This is a genomic window from Streptomyces flavalbus, from assembly GCF_042674625.1.
In the GTDB taxonomy this organism is placed as follows: Bacteria; Actinomycetota; Actinomycetes; order Streptomycetales; family Streptomycetaceae; genus Streptomyces; species Streptomyces flavalbus.
Genome location: NZ_JBHTEB010000001.1, coordinates 7,159,994 through 7,177,838, shown reverse-complemented (window position 1 = coordinate 7,177,838; position 17,845 = coordinate 7,159,994). Strand labels below are relative to the sequence as shown.

The 17,845-nt window shown below is 73.6% G+C and carries 21 protein-coding genes; 16 read left to right on the top strand and 5 right to left on the bottom strand.

What is annotated here, in order from left to right; translation table 11 throughout:
• Positions 1-81 precede the first annotated feature (81 nt).
• The 5 genes from ACFQZ6_RS32065 (at position 82) to ACFQZ6_RS32045 (ending at position 4,825) form a co-directional block, all read left to right on the top strand.
• A complete protein-coding gene (locus tag ACFQZ6_RS32065) occupies positions 82-837 on the top strand; it encodes a (Fe-S)-binding protein (RefSeq protein ID WP_381616301.1) in 756 nt (251 codons plus the stop codon).
• The gene (locus ACFQZ6_RS32060) at positions 834-2,309 is read left to right on the top strand and encodes a LutB/LldF family L-lactate oxidation iron-sulfur protein (protein ID WP_381616299.1); all 1,476 of its coding nucleotides are present in this window, start codon (positions 834-836) and stop codon (positions 2,307-2,309) included. The genes ACFQZ6_RS32065 and ACFQZ6_RS32060 overlap by 4 nt, the downstream gene beginning before the upstream one ends.
• Entirely contained in the window at positions 2,306-2,947 is a 642-nt protein-coding gene (locus tag ACFQZ6_RS32055; RefSeq protein WP_381616296.1) for a LutC/YkgG family protein, read from the top strand. Before ACFQZ6_RS32060 ends, ACFQZ6_RS32055 begins: the two co-directional genes overlap by 4 nt.
• An 89-nt stretch (positions 2,948-3,036) precedes the next feature.
• Positions 3,037-3,633 carry a TetR/AcrR family transcriptional regulator gene (locus ACFQZ6_RS32050; RefSeq protein ID WP_381616294.1) on the top strand — a complete coding sequence of 199 codons (597 nt, stop codon included), beginning with the start codon at positions 3,037-3,039 and terminating at the stop codon, positions 3,631-3,633.
• A gap of 4 nt (positions 3,634-3,637) precedes the next feature.
• On the top strand, positions 3,638-4,825 hold the full coding sequence (locus ACFQZ6_RS32045) for a GDSL-type esterase/lipase family protein (RefSeq protein WP_381616291.1): 1,188 nt from the start codon (positions 3,638-3,640) through the stop codon (positions 4,823-4,825).
• 11 nt (positions 4,826-4,836) lie between these two features.
• On the opposite strand, the gene ACFQZ6_RS32040 is transcribed toward ACFQZ6_RS32045, so the two are convergent.
• Positions 4,837-5,202 carry a winged helix-turn-helix transcriptional regulator gene (locus ACFQZ6_RS32040; RefSeq protein WP_381616288.1) on the bottom strand — a complete coding sequence of 122 codons (366 nt, stop codon included), beginning with the start codon at positions 5,200-5,202 and terminating at the stop codon, positions 4,837-4,839.
• 98 nt (positions 5,203-5,300) lie between these two features.
• On the opposite strand from ACFQZ6_RS32040, the gene ACFQZ6_RS32035 reads away from it, so the two are divergent.
• The 3 genes from ACFQZ6_RS32035 to ACFQZ6_RS32025 all read left to right on the top strand — a co-directional run bounded on the left by ACFQZ6_RS32035 (position 5,301) and on the right by ACFQZ6_RS32025 (position 8,447).
• Positions 5,301-6,146: an NAD(P)H-binding protein gene (locus ACFQZ6_RS32035; protein WP_381616285.1), complete on the top strand. Its 846-nt coding sequence runs from the start codon at positions 5,301-5,303 to the stop codon at positions 6,144-6,146.
• Between the two features lie 79 nt (positions 6,147-6,225).
• Complete coding sequence (locus ACFQZ6_RS32030; protein ID WP_381616282.1) at positions 6,226-7,083, top strand: AAA family ATPase; 858 nt, start codon at positions 6,226-6,228, stop codon at positions 7,081-7,083.
• A complete protein-coding gene (locus tag ACFQZ6_RS32025; RefSeq protein ID WP_381616280.1) occupies positions 7,080-8,447 on the top strand; it encodes a vWA domain-containing protein in 1,368 nt (455 codons plus the stop codon). The genes ACFQZ6_RS32030 and ACFQZ6_RS32025 overlap by 4 nt, the downstream gene beginning before the upstream one ends.
• A 28-nt stretch (positions 8,448-8,475) precedes the next feature.
• Here ACFQZ6_RS32025 and ACFQZ6_RS32020 read toward each other — a convergent pair whose 3' ends face one another.
• Positions 8,476-8,835: a cupin domain-containing protein gene (locus tag ACFQZ6_RS32020; RefSeq protein WP_381616277.1), complete on the bottom strand. Its 360-nt coding sequence runs from the start codon at positions 8,833-8,835 to the stop codon at positions 8,476-8,478.
• Between the two features lie 124 nt (positions 8,836-8,959).
• Positions 8,960-9,931: a threo-3-hydroxy-L-aspartate ammonia-lyase gene (locus tag ACFQZ6_RS32015; protein ID WP_381616275.1), complete on the bottom strand. Its 972-nt coding sequence runs from the start codon at positions 9,929-9,931 to the stop codon at positions 8,960-8,962.
• Between the two features lie 148 nt (positions 9,932-10,079).
• Here ACFQZ6_RS32015 and ACFQZ6_RS32010 point away from each other — a divergent pair, with 148 nt between their 5' ends.
• The 7 genes from ACFQZ6_RS32010 (at position 10,080) to ACFQZ6_RS31980 (ending at position 14,751) form a co-directional block, all read left to right on the top strand.
• On the top strand, positions 10,080-10,826 hold the full coding sequence (locus ACFQZ6_RS32010) for a DUF4142 domain-containing protein (RefSeq protein ID WP_381616272.1): 747 nt from the start codon (positions 10,080-10,082) through the stop codon (positions 10,824-10,826).
• A 121-nt stretch (positions 10,827-10,947) separates the two neighbouring features.
• Entirely contained in the window at positions 10,948-11,433 is a 486-nt protein-coding gene (locus tag ACFQZ6_RS32005) for a cation:proton antiporter regulatory subunit (RefSeq protein ID WP_381616270.1), read from the top strand.
• Between the two features lie 5 nt (positions 11,434-11,438).
• Entirely contained in the window at positions 11,439-12,659 is a 1,221-nt protein-coding gene (locus ACFQZ6_RS32000) for a cation:proton antiporter (RefSeq protein ID WP_381616267.1), read from the top strand.
• Between the two features lie 79 nt (positions 12,660-12,738).
• On the top strand, positions 12,739-13,221 hold the full coding sequence (locus tag ACFQZ6_RS31995) for a MarR family winged helix-turn-helix transcriptional regulator (RefSeq protein WP_381616264.1): 483 nt from the start codon (positions 12,739-12,741) through the stop codon (positions 13,219-13,221).
• Positions 13,218-13,670, top strand: a complete 453-nt coding sequence (locus ACFQZ6_RS31990) for a MarR family transcriptional regulator (RefSeq protein WP_381616261.1) — start codon at positions 13,218-13,220, stop codon at positions 13,668-13,670. Before ACFQZ6_RS31995 ends, ACFQZ6_RS31990 begins: the two co-directional genes overlap by 4 nt.
• A gap of 50 nt (positions 13,671-13,720) precedes the next feature.
• Positions 13,721-14,068 (top strand): tetratricopeptide repeat protein, encoded by a 348-nt coding sequence (locus tag ACFQZ6_RS31985; protein WP_381616258.1) that lies wholly within the window; start codon positions 13,721-13,723, stop codon positions 14,066-14,068.
• A gap of 26 nt (positions 14,069-14,094) precedes the next feature.
• A complete protein-coding gene (locus ACFQZ6_RS31980) occupies positions 14,095-14,751 on the top strand; it encodes a peptide deformylase (RefSeq protein WP_381616255.1) in 657 nt (218 codons plus the stop codon).
• A gap of 6 nt (positions 14,752-14,757) precedes the next feature.
• Here the strand turns inward: ACFQZ6_RS31980 and ACFQZ6_RS31975 are convergent, their stop codons facing one another.
• Entirely contained in the window at positions 14,758-16,188 is a 1,431-nt protein-coding gene (locus ACFQZ6_RS31975) for a dihydrolipoyl dehydrogenase family protein (RefSeq protein ID WP_381616252.1), read from the bottom strand.
• Positions 16,189-16,311: 123 nt separating this feature from the next.
• Between ACFQZ6_RS31975 and trxA the strand changes: the two genes are divergently transcribed.
• Positions 16,312-16,695: a thioredoxin gene (trxA, locus tag ACFQZ6_RS31970; protein WP_381616249.1), complete on the top strand. Its 384-nt coding sequence runs from the start codon at positions 16,312-16,314 to the stop codon at positions 16,693-16,695.
• 58 nt (positions 16,696-16,753) lie between these two features.
• Here trxA and ACFQZ6_RS31965 read toward each other — a convergent pair whose 3' ends face one another.
• Positions 16,754-17,797, bottom strand: coding sequence for a LacI family DNA-binding transcriptional regulator (locus tag ACFQZ6_RS31965; protein WP_381616246.1), 1,044 nt, complete (start codon positions 17,795-17,797; stop codon positions 16,754-16,756).
• Between the last annotated feature and the right edge of the window lie 48 nt (positions 17,798-17,845).

Genomic DNA, 17,845 nt, shown 5'->3' with positions numbered 1-17,845 from the left:
GGCGGGTGGGCGCGGTCTCCCCCGGCCGCCCCACCCGCACTACCCTGCACCCATCCGATGACCGAGGAACGAGGAGCCGCCATGCGTGTCGCCCTGTTCATGACCTGCATCAACGACACGCTCTATCCGGACACCGGACGCGCCGTGGTGAAACTGCTGACCAGACTGGGCGTCGAGGTCGACTTCCCGATGGCCCAGACGTGTTGCGGGCAGGCCCACTACAACACCGGCTACCGGCACCAGGCGGAGCCGATGGCCCGGCACTTCTCCGATGTCTTCGGGGAGTACGAGGCGATCGTGACGCCGTCCGGGTCGTGCGCGGCGATGGTGCGGGAGCTGTACCCGCGGATGGGTGAGCGGGCCCGCGCCGAGGGGCGCGGCACCTCGCTGGCGACCGCGGTGGCGCCGGTGGCGCCGAAGACGTACGAGCTGACGGAGTTCCTGGTGGACGTGCTGGGGGTGACGGACGTCGGGGCGTACTTCCCGCACCGGGTGACCTACCACCCGACGTGCCACGGGCTGCGCGGGCTGCGGCTCGGGGACCGGCCGCGGCGGCTGCTGGAGGCGGTGAAGGGGCTGGAGCTGGTGGAGCTGCCGGGCGCGGAGGAGTGCTGCGGCTTCGGCGGGACGTTCTCGGTGAAGAACGCGGACGTCTCCGCGGCGATGGGCGCCGACAAGGTCCGCAACGCCGAGTCGACGGGCGCGGAGGTGCTGTGCGCGGCCGACAACTCCTGTCTGATGCACCTCGGGGGCACGATGACCCGGCTGCGCACCGAGCTGCGTCCGGTGCACCTGGCGGAGATCCTGGCGAGCACGGAGGAGGCACCGGCCGTATGAGCGGGACGTTCGTCGGGATGCCGTCGTTCCCGAAGGCGGCGCACGAGGCGGTGCGCGACACCACCCTGCGGGGCAACCTGCGGCACGCCACCCACACCATCCGCGCCAAGCGGGCGGCTGCGGTCGCCGAGGTCGAGGACTGGGCGGAGCTGCGCGAGGCGGGCAAGCGGATCAAGGACCACACCCTGCGCCACCTCGACCGCTACCTGGAGCGGTTGGAGGAGTCGGTGACGGCCGCGGGCGGCGTCGTCCACTGGGCCGCCGACGCCGAGGACGCCAACCGGATCGTCACCGAACTGGTCCGGGCGACCGGCGAGTCCGAGGTCGTCAAGGTCAAGTCGATGGCGACGCAGGAGATCGGGCTGAACGAGGCCCTGGAGGCGGCGGGCATCCACGCCTACGAGACCGACCTCGCCGAGCTGATCGTGCAGTTGGGCAGGGACCGGCCCTCGCACATCCTGGTCCCGGCGATCCACCGCAACCGGGGCGAGATCCGGGACATCTTCCGCGAGGAGATGGGCGAGTGGGGCCGCCCCGCCCCCGAGGGCCTCACCGACGCCCCCGCCGAACTCGCGGAGGCGGCCCGGCTGCACCTGCGGGAGAAGTTCCTGCGCGCCAAGGTCGGCATCTCCGGCGCCAACTTCATGGTCGCGGAGACCGGCACGCTGGTCGTGGTGGAGTCCGAGGGCAACGGGCGGATGTGCCTGACCCTGCCGGAGACGCTGATCTCGGTGGTCGGCATCGAGAAGGTGGTGCCGACCTGGCGGGACCTTGAGGTGTTCCTCCAGACCCTGCCGCGCTCCTCCACCGCCGAGCGGATGAACCCGTACACGTCGACGTGGACCGGCACTTCCGACGAGGACGGCCCGCGCGCCTTCCACCTCGTGCTGCTCGACAACGGCCGCACCGACACCCTCGCCGACGAGGTCGGCCGCCAGGCCCTGCGCTGCATCCGCTGCTCGGCCTGCCTGAACGTGTGCCCGGTGTACGAGCGGGCGGGCGGCCACGCCTACGGCTCGGTCTACCCGGGGCCGATCGGCGCGATCCTCAGTCCCCAACTGCGGGGCACGGGCAGCGAGATCGACGCCTCCCTGCCGTACGCGTCGTCGCTCTGCGGCGCCTGCTACGACGTGTGCCCGGTCGCCATCGACATCCCCGAGGTCCTGGTGCACCTGCGGGAACGCGTCGCGCAGGGCGGCCAGGTGACCCGCGAGGGCAACAAGGTGGTGCTGAAGCCCGCCAAGGGGCACGCCGCCGAGCGCGCCGCGATGCGGGCCGCCCGCTGGACGTTCGCCCACCCCGGCGCCCTGCGCACCGGGCAGCGGCTGGCCTCCCGCACCCGGCGCTTCCACCCGCGCTCGCTGCCCGGTCCCGGCCGGGCGTGGAGCGGCACCCGGGACCTGCCGCCGGTGCCGGTCGAGCCGTTCCGGGACTGGTGGCAGCGGACCAACGGCGGAAAGGACGCCAAGTGAGCAGCAGGGAACGGGTTCTGGGCCGGGTGCGGCGCGCGCTGGCGGACGTGCCGCGCGACGGGACGCCGTACGAGGAGGCGGTCGCGCGGGACTACCGCACCGAGCACGGTGACCGGAGCGTCGAGCGGACGGTGGACCTGCTGGCCGAGAACCTCGCGGACTACCGGGCCCTGGTGCACCGCTGCGCCCGCGCCGAGCTGCCCGCGCTGATCGCCCGGCTGCTCGCCGGGCGCGGCGCCGAGTCGGTGCTGGTCCCGCCGGGTCTGGACGCGGGCTGGCTGGCGCAGACGGAGGTCCGCCGGGTCGAGGACCGGGCGGAGAGCACGGCGGCCGAGCTGGACCGGGTGGACAGCGTGGTCACCGGGTGCGCGGTGGCGATCGCGGAGACCGGCACGATCGTGCTGGACGGCTCCCCCGACCAGGGCCGCCGCCGCATCACCCTCGTCCCGGACCACCACATCTGTGTCGTACGGGTGCCGGAACAGGTCGTCCCGTCGGTGCCGCTGGCCCTGCCCCGCCTCGACCCGCTGCGCCCGCTGACCTGGATCTCCGGGCCGTCCGCGACCAGCGACATCGAGCTGGACCGGGTGGAGGGCGTGCACGGGCCGCGGGTGCTGGAGGTCGTCCTCGTCGACTGAGCGACCCGTTGGAGCCCCTCTCGGCATTTGCCTAATACCTTTAGGCAAATGCATACTCGGCCCGTCCGAGGAGAGGAGCGTCATCAGCCATGGCCCGTGTGGGACTGACCCCGGAGCTGCTCACGCGCGCCGGGGCGGAGCTGGCCGACGAGGTCGGCTTCGACCAGGTGACCGTCTCCGCGCTCGCCCGGCGCTTCGACGTGAAGGTGGCGAGCCTGTACTCCCACCTGCGCAACTCGCAGGAGCTGAGCACCCGGATCGCCCTGCTCGCGCTGGAGGAGATGGCCGACCGCGCCGCCGAGGCCCTCGCCGGGCGCGCGGGCCGGGACGCCCTGACCGCGTTCGCGCACGTCTACCGCGACTACGCGCGTGAGCACCCCGGCCGCTACACCGCCGCCCGGCTCCCGCTCGACCCGGCGACCGCCGCCGCCAGCGCGGGCGTCCGGCACGCCCAGATGACCCGGGCGATCCTGCGCGGCTACCACCTCACCGAACCGGACCAGACCCACGCCGTGCGGCTGCTGGGCAGCGTCTTCCACGGCTACGTCAGCCTGGAGGCGGCGGGCGGCTTCAGCCACAGCCAGCCCTCCTCGGAAGAGAGCTGGGACCGGGTCCTGGACGTTCTCGACGCCCTGCTGCGGAACTGGCCCGCGGCCGGTCCCGGCACCCCCGGCACAACGGATTGAGACGATGCGCACCGAGCACCCCCATTGGATCACCACGCCCCTCACCGCGGACCTGCTGCGCGGCGCCCTCGACCTGGAGCGCACCGTGCACGGCCTGCTGCCGCACCGGCTGCCCGCCAGGGCCCGCGCCCAGAACACCGACCCACAACTGGAGATGGCCGAGTCCCAGCCCTCCGGCGTGCGGCTGGCCTTCCGCAGCCGGGCCACCGCCGTGGAGCTGGACACCCTGCCCACCAAGCGGGCCTACGCGGGCGCCCCACCCCGCCCGGACGGCGTCTACGAGCTGCTCGTCGACGGCTCCCCGGCCGGACGGACGACGGTCACCGGCGGCCACACCGTGACCGTCGACATGCGCACCGGCCAGACCGAGCTGCGGCCCGGCGAGCCCGGCACCGCCCGCTTCACCGGGCTGCCGGAGCGCGCCAAGGACATCGAGATCTGGCTGCCGCACAACGAGATCACCGAGCTGGTCGCGCTGCGCACCGACGCCCCGGTGGAGCCGCTGCCGGACCGGGGCCGCCGGGTGTGGCTGCACCACGGCAGCTCGATCAGCCACGGCTCCGACGCCGAGGGCCCCACCACCACCTGGCCCGCGCTGGCGTCCCGGCTCGCGGGCGTGGAGCTGGTCAACCTCGGCTTCGGCGGCAGCGCCCTGCTCGACCCGTTCACCGCGCGGGCGCTGCGGGACACCCCCGCCGACCTGCTGAGCGTCAAGATCGGCATCAACGTCGTCAACCAGGACCTGATGCGGCTGCGGGCCTTCACCCCGGCCGTGCACGGCTTCCTCGACACCCTCCGCGAGGGCCACCCCGACGCGCCGCTGCTGGTGATCTCCCCGGTGCTGTGCCCCATCCACGAGGACACCCCGGGCCCCACCGGCTACGACTTCTCCGCGCTGGCCGAGGGACGCCTCAGCTTCCGCGCCACGGGCGACCCGGCGCAGACCGTGGAGGGCAAGCTGACCCTGACCGTCATCCGGGACGAGCTGGCCCGCGTCGTCGAGCGGCGGGCGGCCGACGACCCGCACCTGCACTACCTCGACGGCCGGGACCTCTACGGCGAGTCCGACGCCGCCGAACTGCCGCTGCCCGACCAACTGCACCCGGACGCCGCCACCCACCGCCGCATCGGCGAACGCTTCGCCCGGCTGGCGTTCGCCCCGGACGGCCCTTTCGCCGCCGGGGACGCGTAGTCACGGGCGGCTCAGTCGCCGTCGTACTCCCGGCGGGCCCGCTCGACCTCCTCGAGGTGGCTGGTGGCCCACTCCGCGAGGTGCGCGAAGAGCGGGGCGAGGCTGCGGCCGAGGTCGCTGATCTCGTACTCCACGCGCGGGGGGACCTCGGCGTGGTAGGTGCGGGTGATCAGCCCGTCGCGTTCGAGCTGGCGCAGCCGCTGGGTCAGCACCTTGGGGGTGATGTGGGCGATCCCGCGCTGGAGTTCCACGAACCGCTGGCGGCCGTAGGTGTGCAGGGACCACAGGATCGGCGTGGTCCAGCGGCTGAACACGATGTCCACGACGGGGCTGATGGGGCAGGCCAGTTCGGGATCGGCGCGGTCGACGGTGGTCATGCGTCCCCTCTGAGGTAGTCACTTTCCCCTAGGTACCCACTATCCCCACGATGCTAGCTTCCCCGCGTCAACCGAGAACGACCACCGGGGAGTTGGACATGATCGTGGTGACGGGGGCGACCGGCAACGTCGGGCGCTCGCTGGTACGGACCCTCGCGGCGGCCGGTGCGCCGGTGACCGCGACCTCGCGCGGGATCGCGGACGCCGACCTGCCGGACGGGGTACGGCGGCTGCCCGCCGACCTCACCGACGTGGAGAGCCTGCGGCCCGTCCTGGAGGGCGCCGACGCGCTGTTCCTCCAGAACGGCGGGCCGAGCGCGCAGCTGCTCGACGCGCCGGGCATCCTGGGCGCCGCGAAGGCCGCGGGCGTCGAGCGCGTCGTCCTGCTCTCCTCGCAAGGGGTGACGACCCGCCCGGAGTCGGCCTCGCACGGGGGCGTCGCGCGGGCCATCGAGGACGCCGTACGGCAGTCCGGGCTCGACTGGACGGTCCTGCGGCCCGGCGGCTTCGCGTCCAACGCCTTCGCCTGGGCGGCGTCGGTCCGCGCCGAGCGGACGGTCGCCGCGCCGTTCGCCGACGTCGGCCTGCCCGTCGTCGACCCGGACGACATCGCGGAGGTCGCCGCCGTGGCGCTGCGCGAGGACGGGCACGCCGGGCGGAGCTACGAGCTGACCGGCCCCGCCGTGATCACGCCGCGGGCGCAGGCCGCCGCCCTCGGGGACGCGCTCGGTGAGCCGGTCCGCTTCGTCGAGCTGACCCGGGAGCAGGCCAGGGAGCGGCTGCTGGCGTTCATGCCGGAGCCGGTCGCGGAGACGACCCTCACCATCCTCGGTGCGCCGACCCCGGCCGAGCGGCGCCTCAGCCCCGACACGGAACGCGTCCTCGGACGGCCAGCGCGCGCCTTCGCGGACTGGGCGCGGCGGTACGTGGCCGCGTTCCGGTGAGCGGGCAACCCCGTGACAGATGGGGTGAACAAGCGCTTGGATAGGGGCGGACCATTCACCGCGACGCCCGGAGGGCCGGTTGTTCACTTCCGTCGACGATGTCTCCGCCCGGCTCGCGGAGACCGGCTATCTGGCCTCCCCCGCGGTCGCCACGACCGTCTTCCTCGCCGACCGGCTCGGCAAGCCGCTGCTCGTGGAGGGCCCGGCGGGCGTCGGCAAGACCGAGCTGGCGAAGGCGGTCGCCCGGGTCGCGGGCGCCGAGCTGGTGCGGCTCCAGTGCTACGAGGGCGTCGACGAGTCCCGGGCGCTGTACGAGTGGAACCACGCCAAGCAGTTGCTGCGGATCAGCGCGGGCCGCGACGAGACCTGGGACGAGACCCGCACCGACATCTTCAGCGAGGAGTTCCTGCTCCCCCGCCCGCTGCTCACCGCCATCCGCGGCGACGCGCCGAAGGTGCTGCTGATCGACGAGACCGACAAGGCGGACGTGGAGGTGGAGGGCCTGCTCCTTGAGGTCCTCAGCGACTTCCAGGTGACCGTGCCCGAGCTGGGCACGGTCACCGCGACCCGCCGCCCGTTCGTCGTCCTCACCTCCAACGCCACCCGCGAGCTGTCCGAGGCGCTGCGCCGCCGCTGCCTGTTCCTGCACATCGGGTTCCCGGAGGAGGAGCTGGAGCGGCGGATCGTCCGGCTGAAGGTGCCCGGCGTCGACGCGGCGCTGGCCGAGTCGGTGGTCCGGGTGGTCGGCGCGCTGCGCGCCCTCGACCTGCGCAAGGCGCCCTCTGTCGCGGAGACCGTCGACTGGGCGCACACCCTGCTCGCGCTCGGCGCGCACACCCTCGACGAGCAGGTGGTACGGGACACCCTGGGCGTCGTCCTCAAGCACCAGGAGGACATCGCGAAGGCGGCGGCCAAGCTCGACCTGGACGCCGTGTGACCGGGGTGGCTCCCGAGGGGTCCAACGGTCTCGACGGGCGGCTGACGGGGTTCGTGGCCGCGCTGCGCGCGCACGGCGTCCGCGTCGGCACCGGGGAGACCGTGGACGCGGCCCGCGCGGTGACGGCGCTGGGGCTGGCCGACCGGGAGCTGCTGCGCGAGGGGCTGGCGGCGACGCTGCTGCACACCGCGGCGCAGCGGCCGGTGTTCGACCCGGTCTTCGACCTGTACTTCCCGCGCGGCGTCGGTGGGCCGCAACACAGTACGACGGACCGGGACGACCTGCGGGAGCGGCTGGCCGCCGCGCTCGCCGCGGGCGACACCGAGCTGCTCGGGCGGCTGGCGGCGGAGGCCGTCGACGGCTTCGGCGGGTACGGGAGTTCACCGGGCTCGGACGGCTTCTCGTCGTACCAGACGCTGGAGCGAATCCGGCCGCAGACGCTGCTGGCGCAGGTGCGGCGGAGTATGCGGGCGGGCACGCCCGGGTTCACCGACCGGCTGCTGGACGACGAGATCCGGGCCCGGATCGAGGTGTTCCGGCGGCAGGTGGCCGCGGAGGCGCGGCGGCGGGTCGCGGAGCGGCGCGGGCGGGACGAGATCGCGCGACGGGCGATCGCGCCGACCGCGGACCGGGTGGACTTCCTGTACGCCGGGCGCGACCGGGTCGCCGAACTGCGCCGTACGGTACAGCCGTTGGCGCGCAAGCTGGCCACCCGGCTGGCCGCCCGCCGTCGCCGGGCCGCCCGGGGCAGCGTCGACCTGCGGCGCACCCTGCGCGGTTCGCTGTCGACGGGCGGGGTGCCGATGCGGCCGGTGCTGCGCAGGCGCCGTCCGGCCCGGCCCGAACTGGTGCTGCTGTGCGACGTGTCGGGCTCGGTGTCCGGGTTCTCCGACTTCACGATGCTGCTGGTGCAGGCGCTGCACGACCAGTTCAGCAAGGTGCGGGTGTTCGCGTTCGTCAACCGGGTCGACGAGGTGACCGGGCTGCTGGCGCGCGGCACCGCCGACCCGGAGGGTCTCGGCGCCCGCATCCGCGCCGAGGCGACGCTGACCGGCTGGCACGGCAGCAGCGACTACGGCGTCGCCCTGGGCGAGTTCGCGGAGCGGTACGGCGACGCGGTGGGCCCGCGGACGACGGTGTTCGTGCTCGGGGACGCCCGCACCAACATGGGCGACCCGAACCTGCCCGCCGTACGGCGGATCGCCGGGCGGGCCCGGCGCCTGTACTGGCTGAACCCGGAGCCGCGCGCACTGTGGGGCACCGGTGACTCCGCCGCGCCCGAGTACGCCGGGCTGGTGGAGATGCACGAGTGCCGCAACGCCCGTCAACTGGGCGGGATCGTGGCGCGGCTGCTGCCGGTGTGAGCCGGTGCGGTGTGCGGGTGGCGCGGCGCTAGTCGGCCTTGGCGTACTCCTGGGCCATCTGTCCGGCGAAGTCGTAGACGACGCAGGGTTCGTCGCCGATCACCCAGGCGTCGTGGCCCGGGGAGCACACGAAGGCGTCGCCGGGGCCGACCTCGCCCTCGCCGCCCTCGTCCATGACGACGTGCAGCCGTCCGCTGACCACGTAGCCGTTGTGGTGGACCTGGCAGGTGTCGGTGCCCGCGATCGGCTTCACGGACTCGGTCCAGCGCCAGCCCGGCTCGAAGGTGGCCACGGCGAAGTCGAGCCCCGTCAGGTGGACCGCCTCCAGGTGCCCGCGGGGGAAATCGCGGCGCTCGTCGGGCTTGTCCAGCGTCTTGACCTCCAGCATGACGCTCTCCCTTCCGGCCGCGGGACCGGTCGTCCGGCTGCCCCCACTGGCATCGCGGTGGCCCCGCCTCCGTCCCTCCATCGTCCGCCTGTCAAGCGGGGGGCGCCATTCGGGGGACGGTCCGTCAGGTGCCCTCGCCACACAGCCGCGCGAAGCGGTCCGCGTCCACGTTGCCGCCGGAGACGATCACCCCGACGCGGCGCGGTGTCGGGGTCACCCGGCCGGTGAGCAGGGCGGCGAGCGGGGTGGCGCCGCTGGGTTCGACGACCGTCTTCAGCCGCTCGAACGCGAACCGCATCGCGACGCGGATGTCGTCGTCGGAGACGAGGGCCACGGTGTCGACGAGGCGCCGGTTGAGGGCGAAGGTCAGTTCGCCGGGTGTCGTGATGGCCTGGCCGTCGGCGATGGTGCGCGGCACGGGGACGGTGACGCGGCTGCCCGTCTCCAGGGACCGCTTGGTGTCGTCCCCGGCCTCCGGTTCGACGCCGATCACCCGGATACCGGGGTACAGGTCCTTCGCCGCGGTGGCGCTCCCGGCGATCAGCCCGCCGCCGCCGACCGGGACGACCAGCGCGTCCAGTTCCCCGGTCTCCTCCAGGAGTTCCAGGGCCGCGGTGCCCTGTCCGGCGATCACGTGCGGATGGTCGTACGGCGGGATGAGGCTCAGGCCGCGCTCGGCGGCGAGGGCCTCGGCGATGGCGGCGCGGTCGCCGGTGTAGCGGTCGTAGGTGACGATCTCGGCGCCGTACCCGGCGGTGGCGGCCATCTTGGAGCGCGGGGCGTCCTCGGGCATGACGATGACCGCGGTGGTGCCGAGTTCGCGGGCGGCGAGGGCGACGGCCTGGGCGTGGTTGCCGGACGAGTAGGCGGCGATGCCGCGGGCGAGCTGGTCGGGGGTGAGCCGGGACGCCGCGTTGAAGGCGCCGCGGAACTTGAACGCGCCGACGCGCTGGAGGTTCTCGCACTTGAGGTGCACCTCGGCGCCGACGAGCGCGTCCAGGGTGCGGGAGCGCAGCACCGGGGTGCGGTGGGCGACGCCCTTCAGACGGGCGGCGGCGGCGTGCACATCGGCGGCGGTGACCTGGGGTGTCGACACGGGCGCCACTGTACGCCGGGCTCCGGAGGGCGTGGTTTCTGTGACCGACGCCACACCGGTTACCGGCAAGTTTTGCCGCTGGCGGTGACTGCCTCGCCCGCCGCATCCGTACTCCCTGGCGTCCGGGCTGTTCACTTCGGGAGGCACGATGCGCTTGTCGCGCAATATGGTCGGTACCGTCTTCGTCGGCGGAGCGCTGAGTCTGACGCTCACCGCGCTCGCGTACCCGGCCGTGCTCGGCATCGACAAGACCGCGTCGGACACCAGCCGCATCATCGCCAACACCCGGTACGGGCCGCTGACCGAGGCCGACCGTGACTTCGTGGTCAAGGTGCGCTCGGCCGGGCTGTGGGAGTACCCGCTCGGTGAACTGGCCATGGAGCGGGGCACCACGCCGGAGATGAAGGAGGCCGGGGAGCACCTGGTCGTCGGCCACGCGGGGCTGGACGCCACCTGCCGGAAGATCGCCCCCGAGCTGGGCATCGTCCTGCCCAACCAGGCGACCCCGCAGCAGCAGCAGTTCGTCGCCACCATCGAGTCCAAGGCGGGGAGGGAGTTCGACTCCACCGCGGCCAACATCATGCGCGTCACGCACGGCCAGATCTTCCCGGCGATCGCGAAGATCCGCGCCAGTACGCAGAACACGCTCGTCCGGCAGTTGGCCGACCAGGCCAACGACACGGTGCTCGACCACATCACCGTGCTGGAGAAGACCGGCATGGTCAACTACGACCAGGTCAACTTCCAGCAGACCGCTCCGCCGAAGCTGCCGCAGGAGCAGCTCACGCCGCCCCCGCCGCAGCCGGGGTCGCCGGTGGTGGTGCTGACGCCGCGGCCCGATCTGGACGTCAGGACCACGACGCCGTCGCCGAGCGCCACTCCGACGGTGCGGTGACCCACGGCTCGCTGGCCGCCGTCCCAGGTCAGCGGGGTGTGGAGGGGCGTGCCTAGGATGATCCCGCACAGACCGCACGCGGGAGGCCGTCGGGCTGACCCGCCTGAGAAGGGGGTCCGCCATGGGCGCGCCACGTCTGGGCAGTACGCCGCTGCCGGGGATCGGCGTCCGCTACGACCTGACGACGCGGGAGCGGCGGCACCTGTCGGTGGTCGCCCACCGGGACGGGCAGCGCACGCTGAACGCGTACGCCAAGGACGATCCGGACGCCTGCGCGCTGTCGGTGCGGCTGACCGCCGAGGAGGCGGCCACGCTGATCGACGCGCTGATGCCCGCCCACCACACGCCGAACCTGCTGTCCACCACCGACCTCGGGCTGGTGGCCGAGCGGATCGGGCTGTCGGCGGTCTCGCACTGGAACGGGCGGCTGCTCGGCGACACCCGGATGCGGACCGCGACCGGCGCGTCCATCGTGGCGGTGCTGCGGCGCGCCGAGGCCATACCGTCCCCCGGGCCCGACTTCCGGCTGGCGGGCGGTGACACCCTGATCGTGATCGGCACCCGCGAGGGCGTGGAGGCCGCCGCCGCGATACTCGGGCGGGAGTGACCGGGATGCACTCCTCGGCCGTCTTCCTGATCGAGTTCGGCGCGCTCATCCTCGGCCTGGGGCTGCTGGGGCGGTTCGCCGGGCGGTTCCGGTTCTCGCCCATCCCGCTCTACCTGCTCGCCGGGCTGGCCTTCGGTGAGGGCGGGTTGCTGCCGCTCGGGACCAGTGAGGAGTTCGTCGCCGTCGGCGCCGAGATCGGTGTCATCCTGCTGCTGCTCATGCTGGGCCTGGAGTACACGGCCAGCGATCTGGTGACCAACCTCAAGACGCACTACCCGGCGGGACTGGTCGACGCCGCGCTCAACGCGCTGCCGGGTGCGGCGATGGCGGTACTGCTGGGGTGGGGACCGGTGGCGGCGGTGGTGCTGGCGGGGGTCACCTGGATCTCGTCGTCCGGTGTCATCGCCAAGGTGCTGGGGGACCTGGGGCGGCTGGGGAACCGGGAGACGCCGACGATCCTGAGCATCCTGGTGCTGGAAGACCTGTCGATGGCCGTGTACCTGCCGGTGGTCACCGCGCTGCTCGCCGGGACCGGGCTCGCGGCGGGGAGCGTGACGCTGGCCGTCGCGCTCGGGGTGGCGGGGCTGGTGCTGGTGGTCGCGGTGCGGTACGGGCGGCACATCTCCCGGTTCGTCTCCAGTGACGATCCGGAGAAGCTGCTGCTGGTCGTGCTCGGGCTGACGCTGCTGATCGCCGGGCTGGCGCAGCAGCTCCAGGTGTCGGCGGCGGTGGGCGCGTTCCTGGTGGGCATCGCGTTGTCGGGGGAGGTCGCCGAGGGCGCGCACACGTTGCTCGCGCCGTTGCGGGACCTGTTCGCCGCGGTGTTCTTCGTCTTCTTCGGGCTGCACACCGATCCGGCGACGATCCCGCCGGTGCTGCTGCCCGCGCTGGCGCTGGCCGTCGTCACGGCGCTGACGAAGATCGCCACGGGGTACTGGGCGGCGCGGCGTGCGGGGATCTCCGTGAAGGGGCGGTGGCGGGCCGGGGGCGCGCTGGTGGCCCGCGGCGAGTTCTCCATCGTGATCGCGGGGCTCGCCGTGACCGCCGGTATCGAGCCGTCCCTCGGGCCGCTGGCCACGGCGTACGTGCTGATTCTGGTCGTCGTCGGGCCGCTCACGGCGCGGTTCACCGAGCCGGTCGCCCTGCGGGTGGCCGACAGGTTCCGTCGGCCCGCGGCCGTGGCGCCCGAGCGGCCGGTCGACAATCAGGATGTGGTGGGTCGCTGACCCTGCCGTCGGGGGGTTCGTCGCCGCGGGGCTCGATCGATAGTAGCCATGGACATAGTAGCCATGTACTGTATCTCGGGTGAGCACGGCATCTGAGGGCGCTACGCCCGGGTTTCTCGTGTGGCGGCTGTCCATGAAGTGGCGGGTCGCCGTCGATCGCGCGGTGGGGCCGTTGGGGCTGACGCACGCGCAGTACGCCCTGGTGGCGTCGTTGTACGGGATGCGGCGGTCCGGGGAGCGGCCCAGTCAGCGGCGGCTCGCCGACCATACGGGGCTTGAGCCGTTGTACGTGTCCAAGCTCGCCCGCGCCCTGGAGACCTCCGGTCTGGTGGAGCGCGGGCGCGATCCGCACGACCCGCGCGCCGTCCAGTTGGCGCTGACCGAGGAGGGGGTGGAGGTCACCCGGCGTGCCATCGGGGTCGTGCAGGGGCTGCTCCAGCAGTTGCTGGCGCCCCTGGGCGGGCTCGATGATCCCCGCGCCCTGGAGTTCTCGCGGAACCTCGCCGCCCTGCTCGACGCACCGCTCGATCCATCCGCTGACCACAGGCAGGAGCAGTCATGACCACCACGCCCACCACCACGCCCACCGCCGACAGCCGCGCGCTGGCGCTGGCCCACTACGCGGCGCGCGGCGTCCTCGAATCCGTACTGGCCCGCTACGACGTCACCTTCCAGCAGAGCGTCGCCCTCCGGGTGCTCGCCGTCGCCGAGGGTCCGGTCGGCCGGGAGGTCGTCGTGCGTCAGGTAGCGGGGTCGCTGAAGGCCGACGCGGACGACGTGCGGGGCGTCGTCGAGGAACTGGTCGGCAAGGGGCTGTGCGCCCCCGAGGGCGCCGCGCTGCGGCTCACCGACGCCGGGCGGGAGTTCTACGCCGCCTCCGGTGCCGAGACCGCCGAGATCTCCGCGCGGATCTGGGCGGGCATCCCCGCGGAGGACCTGGCGGCCACCGGGCGCGTGCTCGCCCTAGTGCGTGAGCGGGCCGACGCGGAGCTGGCCGCCCTGGCGAAGTAGTGGAATGTTTAACCACCTGTGGGGGTTGAGCGCGTCGAAGGAGGTCGACAGTGGACACGACGTACTACGACCACGGGACGCCCGCCGAGCGCTGGGAGCGCGCGGGGATGTTCTTCGACGCCAAGGAGTACGCGACCGCCGCCCGCGTCCTGGGCGCGCTCGTCGAAGAGGTGCCGGAGCAGACCGGGCCGCGGCTGCTGCTGGCCCGCGCCTACTACCACTCGGCCCAACTGGGTCGGGCGGAGGCCGAGTTGCGCCGCATCGTGGAGCGTGACCCGGTGGAGCAGTACGCCCGGCTGCTGCTCGGCCGCACCCTGGAGCGGCAGGGGCGGGCGGCGGAGGCCGAACCGCACCTGCGGCTCGCCTCGGCGCTCGCGGGCGACTTCCCGGAACTCTGACGTCAGCGGCGTGTCATGCTGGCCCGATGTGTGCTGCCGCTGATCGCGCCCGCCGACCCTCGCTCGTCGAGCAGGTGGAGGAACTGCTCGCCACCGGCGGGCCGTTGCCCCTGGTAGAGGCCGGGGAGCCGGTGCTGCGGCAGCCCGTCGCGCCCTACGACGGGGAGCTGCCGCCCGCGCTCCTCGACCGTTTCGTGGACGCCCTGCGGCTCACCATGCGGGCCGCGCCCGGCGTCGGGCTCGCGGCGCCGCAGGTGGGCGTCGCGCTGCGGATCGCGGTGATCGAGGACCCCGCGCCGGTGCCCGAGGAGGTGCGGGTGGCCCGTGAGCGGGTGCCGCAGCCGTTCCGGGTGCTCGTGAATCCGTCCTATGAGCCTGTGGGGGCCGAGCGTGCCGCCTTCTTCGAAGGGTGTCTGAGCGTGCCGGGGTGGCAGGCCGTGGTGGCCCGGCCCGCCGCGGTGCGGCTGACGGGACTCGACGAGCGCGGCCGTGCGCTGGACGAGGTGTTCAGCGGGTGGCCCGCGCGGATCGTGCAGCATGAGACCGACCATCTGGACGGTGTCCTCTACCTCGACCGCGCGGACCTGCGGTCCTTCTCCTCCAACCGGGCCATGGCCGAGCACTGGAACGCGCCCACGCCGCACGGCGCCGCCCGTGCGCTCGGCTTCCGGCTGCCCGAGTGAGGGTGCTCAGCCCCGGTACGCCTCCAGCAGGCGCAGCCAGACCTCGCTGATCGTCGGGTAGGACGGGACCGCGTGCCACAGGCGGCTGATCGGCACCTGGCCCGCCACGGCGATCGTCGCCGCGTGGATGAGTTCGCCGACGCCGGGGCCCACGAACGTCACCCCGCGCAGGATCTCCTCCTCCAGGTCCACCACCATCCGCGCCCGGCCCTGGTAGCTGTCGGCGTACAGGCCCGCCCCGGCGACCGAGCTGAACGCGACGTCGACGGCGCGCACCCGGTGGCCCGCCTGTTCCGCCTCCGCCAGGGACAGGCCCACCGCGGCGGCCTCCGGGTCGGTGAAGACGACCTGCGGTACGGCGTGGTGGTCGGCGGTGGCCGCGTGGGCGCCCCACGCCTCGCCCTCCGCCAGCGGGTCACCGGCGGCGCGGGCGGCGATCGCGGCACCGGCGATCCGGGCCTGGTACTTGCCCTGGTGGGTCAGCAGGGCGCGATGGTTGACGTCCCCGACGCCGTACAGCCAGTCGGTGCCGTCGACGCGGAGGCTGTCGTCGACCGTGAGCCAGGAGCCGGGCTCCAGGCCGACGGTGTCCAGGCCGATGTCGTCGGTGCGCGGGGCGCGGCCGGTGGCGAAGAGGATCTCGTCGGCCTCGATGCGCTCCCCGGTGTCGGTGACGGCGACGACGGTGCCGTTCTCGCGGGTGACGGACTTGACGGAGGTGCCGGTGCGGACGTCGGCGCCCGCCTCGGTTAGCGCCTCGGCGACGAGTTCGCCCGCGAACGGCTCCATCCGGTTCAGCAGGCCCTTGCCGCGCACCAGGACGGTCACCTGGGAGCCGAGGGCCTGCCAGGCGGTGGCCATCTCGGTGGCGACGACCCCGCCGCCGACCACGATCAGACGGCCGGGCGCCGCCTTGGCGCTGGTCGCCTCCCTGCTGGTCCAGGGGCGTACGTCGGCGAGTCCGGGCAGGTCGGGCAGGAGGGCGCGGCTGCCGGTGGCGACCGCGACGGCGTGCCGGGCGGTGAGGGTGTGGGTGGTGCCGTCCGGCGCGGTGACCGTGACCGTGCGGGGGCCGCTGATCCGGCCGTGGCCGCGGTACAGCTCGGCGCCGATGCCGGTCAGCCAGTCGACCTGGCCGTCATCCTGCCAGTTCGAGGTGTAGTAGTCGCGGTGCGCGAGCACCGCCGCGGTGTCCAGCGGGCCCTGCACCGCCTGGCGCAGTCCGGGCACCCTGCGGGCGTCGGCGCGGGCGATCACCGGGCGCAGCAGGGCCTTGCTGGGCATACACGCCCAGTACGAGCACTCGCCGCCGACGAGTTCGCTCTCCACGACCGCGGTGGACAGTCCGGCCGCGCGCGTGCGCTCGGCGACGATCTCCCCCACGGGCCCGGCCCCGAGCACCACGACGTCGTATGCGATGGAATCCGTTTCCGTCATGGGGTCAGTCTGCTGGGTGGTGTGGCGCGGGGCCACACGGGTACGAGCGCGGGCGGAATACGTGCCGGTCCGGCCGCGTTGTGCCGACGGCTTCGCCCCGACACCAGGAAGAGGGAACACGCCATGAGCAGCACCGTGGAGCTGACCAAGGAGAACTTCGACCAGACGGTCACGGACAACGACTTCGTCCTGATCGACTTCTGGGCGTCCTGGTGCGGTCCGTGCCGTCAGTTCGCTCCGGTCTACGAGAAGGCGGCCGAGGACAACCCCGACCTGGTGTTCGGCAAGGTGGACACGGAGGCGCAGCCGGAGCTGGCGGCGGCCTTCGGTATCCAGTCGATCCCCACGCTGATGATCGTCCGGGACCGGGTCGCCGTGTTCGCGCAGCCGGGCGCGCTGCCCGAGGCGGCGCTCACCGATGTGATCGGGCAGGCCCGCAAGCTGGACATGGACGAGGTCCACAAGGCCGTCGCCGCGCAGCAGGCGCAGGGCGAGCAGCAGGCATAGCGCGGCTGGTTCCCGGTACGCCGCTCCCACGGTCCGTGGGGGCGGCGTACCCGTGTGTTCAGCTCGACTCGCGCGGGACGACCGTGGCGCCCAGCACCTCGCGGCGCTCCGGTGGGGCGGCGGGGTCGCGGACCGCGCGGTCGACCAGCTCGGCCAGGTCGCGGCCGGAGGGCAGGTCGATGTGGACGGTGCTGAGGCGGGGCCGTAGCAGGCGGCCGAGCATCAGGTCGTCGGCGCCGATGACCGCCGTGTCGCCGGGGATGTCGACGCCCGCGTCCATCAGGGCACGCATCAGCAGCATCGCGTACTCGTCGTTGTAGGCGAACACCGCGTCCAGGCCGAGGCCGCGCCAGCGGGCGGCGAGCCGGGCGGCGTCGTCCTCGTCGTAGGCGAGGGGCAGCTCGATGACGGTGGCGCCGGTGCCGCCGGTGCCGTGCACGGCGTGCCGTACGCCGTGCAGCCGGGGCCGGGAGAAGACCTCAAGGCCGGGTTCGGCGGGGACGACGACGCCGATGCGGCTGCGGCCGCGGGCGCGCAGGTGGGCGGCGGCGGCCCGGCCGACGGCGGTGTGGTCCATGAGCAGGGCGTGCGCGCCCTCGACGGTCTCGGGGCCGAGGGTGACCACGGCGCGGGCGCCGGAGCGCTTGAGTACGGCGACGCCCTGCGGGCCGAGTCCGGAGCCGGGCACCAGGACGGCGACCGGGCGCAGTTCGGCCCAGGCGCGGGCGGCCTCGTCGCCGTGCGTGCCGACGGCGCCGTACTGCACGACCGTGTAGTCGAGGCGGCCGAGCGCCCCCTGGAGGTCGCTGAGGAACTGGCTGTAGAGCGGGCCCACGGGGATGGTCGGGGCGGGCATGAGGACCATCCGGCTGTGCCCGGCGCGCAGACTGCGGGCGGCGGCGTGCGGTACGTACCCCAGTTCCTTCGCCGCCTCGTGCACCCTGCGGCGCGTGGGCTCGCTGATCCGTACGGCGCTGGTGTTGTTCAGGACGTAGGAGACCGTGGCGCGTGAGACCCCGGCCAGGCGCGCCACGTCGGCGCTGGTGGGTACGGAGCCGACGGCGGCCGACGCGGGCGTGGGCGGTTTCGGTATCTGCACCATGACGTACCGCATCTTGGCAGAACCGGGGGACCGGACGTCGACCGGGGA

Coding starts and splice junctions, on each gene's coding strand:
- trxA (WP_381616249.1), top strand. CDS start 16,312: ATGAGCAGCACCGTGGAGCTGACCAAGGAGAACTTCGACCAGACGGTC.
- ACFQZ6_RS31980 (WP_381616255.1), top strand. CDS start 14,095: ATGTGTGCTGCCGCTGATCGCGCCCGCCGACCCTCGCTCGTCGAGCAG.
- ACFQZ6_RS32005 (WP_381616270.1), top strand. CDS start 10,948: ATGGGCGCGCCACGTCTGGGCAGTACGCCGCTGCCGGGGATCGGCGTC.
- ACFQZ6_RS32010 (WP_381616272.1), top strand. CDS start 10,080: ATGCGCTTGTCGCGCAATATGGTCGGTACCGTCTTCGTCGGCGGAGCG.
- ACFQZ6_RS32035 (WP_381616285.1), top strand. CDS start 5,301: ATGATCGTGGTGACGGGGGCGACCGGCAACGTCGGGCGCTCGCTGGTA.
- ACFQZ6_RS32050 (WP_381616294.1), top strand. CDS start 3,037: ATGGCCCGTGTGGGACTGACCCCGGAGCTGCTCACGCGCGCCGGGGCG.
- ACFQZ6_RS32060 (WP_381616299.1), top strand. CDS start 834: ATGAGCGGGACGTTCGTCGGGATGCCGTCGTTCCCGAAGGCGGCGCAC.
- ACFQZ6_RS32065 (WP_381616301.1), top strand. CDS start 82: ATGCGTGTCGCCCTGTTCATGACCTGCATCAACGACACGCTCTATCCG.
- ACFQZ6_RS31975 (WP_381616252.1), bottom strand. CDS start 16,188: ATGACGGAAACGGATTCCATCGCATACGACGTCGTGGTGCTCGGGGCC.
- ACFQZ6_RS31990 (WP_381616261.1), top strand. CDS start 13,218: ATGACCACCACGCCCACCACCACGCCCACCGCCGACAGCCGCGCGCTG.
- ACFQZ6_RS31965 (WP_381616246.1), bottom strand. CDS start 17,797: ATGGTGCAGATACCGAAACCGCCCACGCCCGCGTCGGCCGCCGTCGGC.
- ACFQZ6_RS32000 (WP_381616267.1), top strand. CDS start 11,439: ATGCACTCCTCGGCCGTCTTCCTGATCGAGTTCGGCGCGCTCATCCTC.
- ACFQZ6_RS32045 (WP_381616291.1), top strand. CDS start 3,638: ATGCGCACCGAGCACCCCCATTGGATCACCACGCCCCTCACCGCGGAC.
- ACFQZ6_RS32040 (WP_381616288.1), bottom strand. CDS start 5,202: ATGACCACCGTCGACCGCGCCGATCCCGAACTGGCCTGCCCCATCAGC.
- ACFQZ6_RS32020 (WP_381616277.1), bottom strand. CDS start 8,835: ATGCTGGAGGTCAAGACGCTGGACAAGCCCGACGAGCGCCGCGATTTC.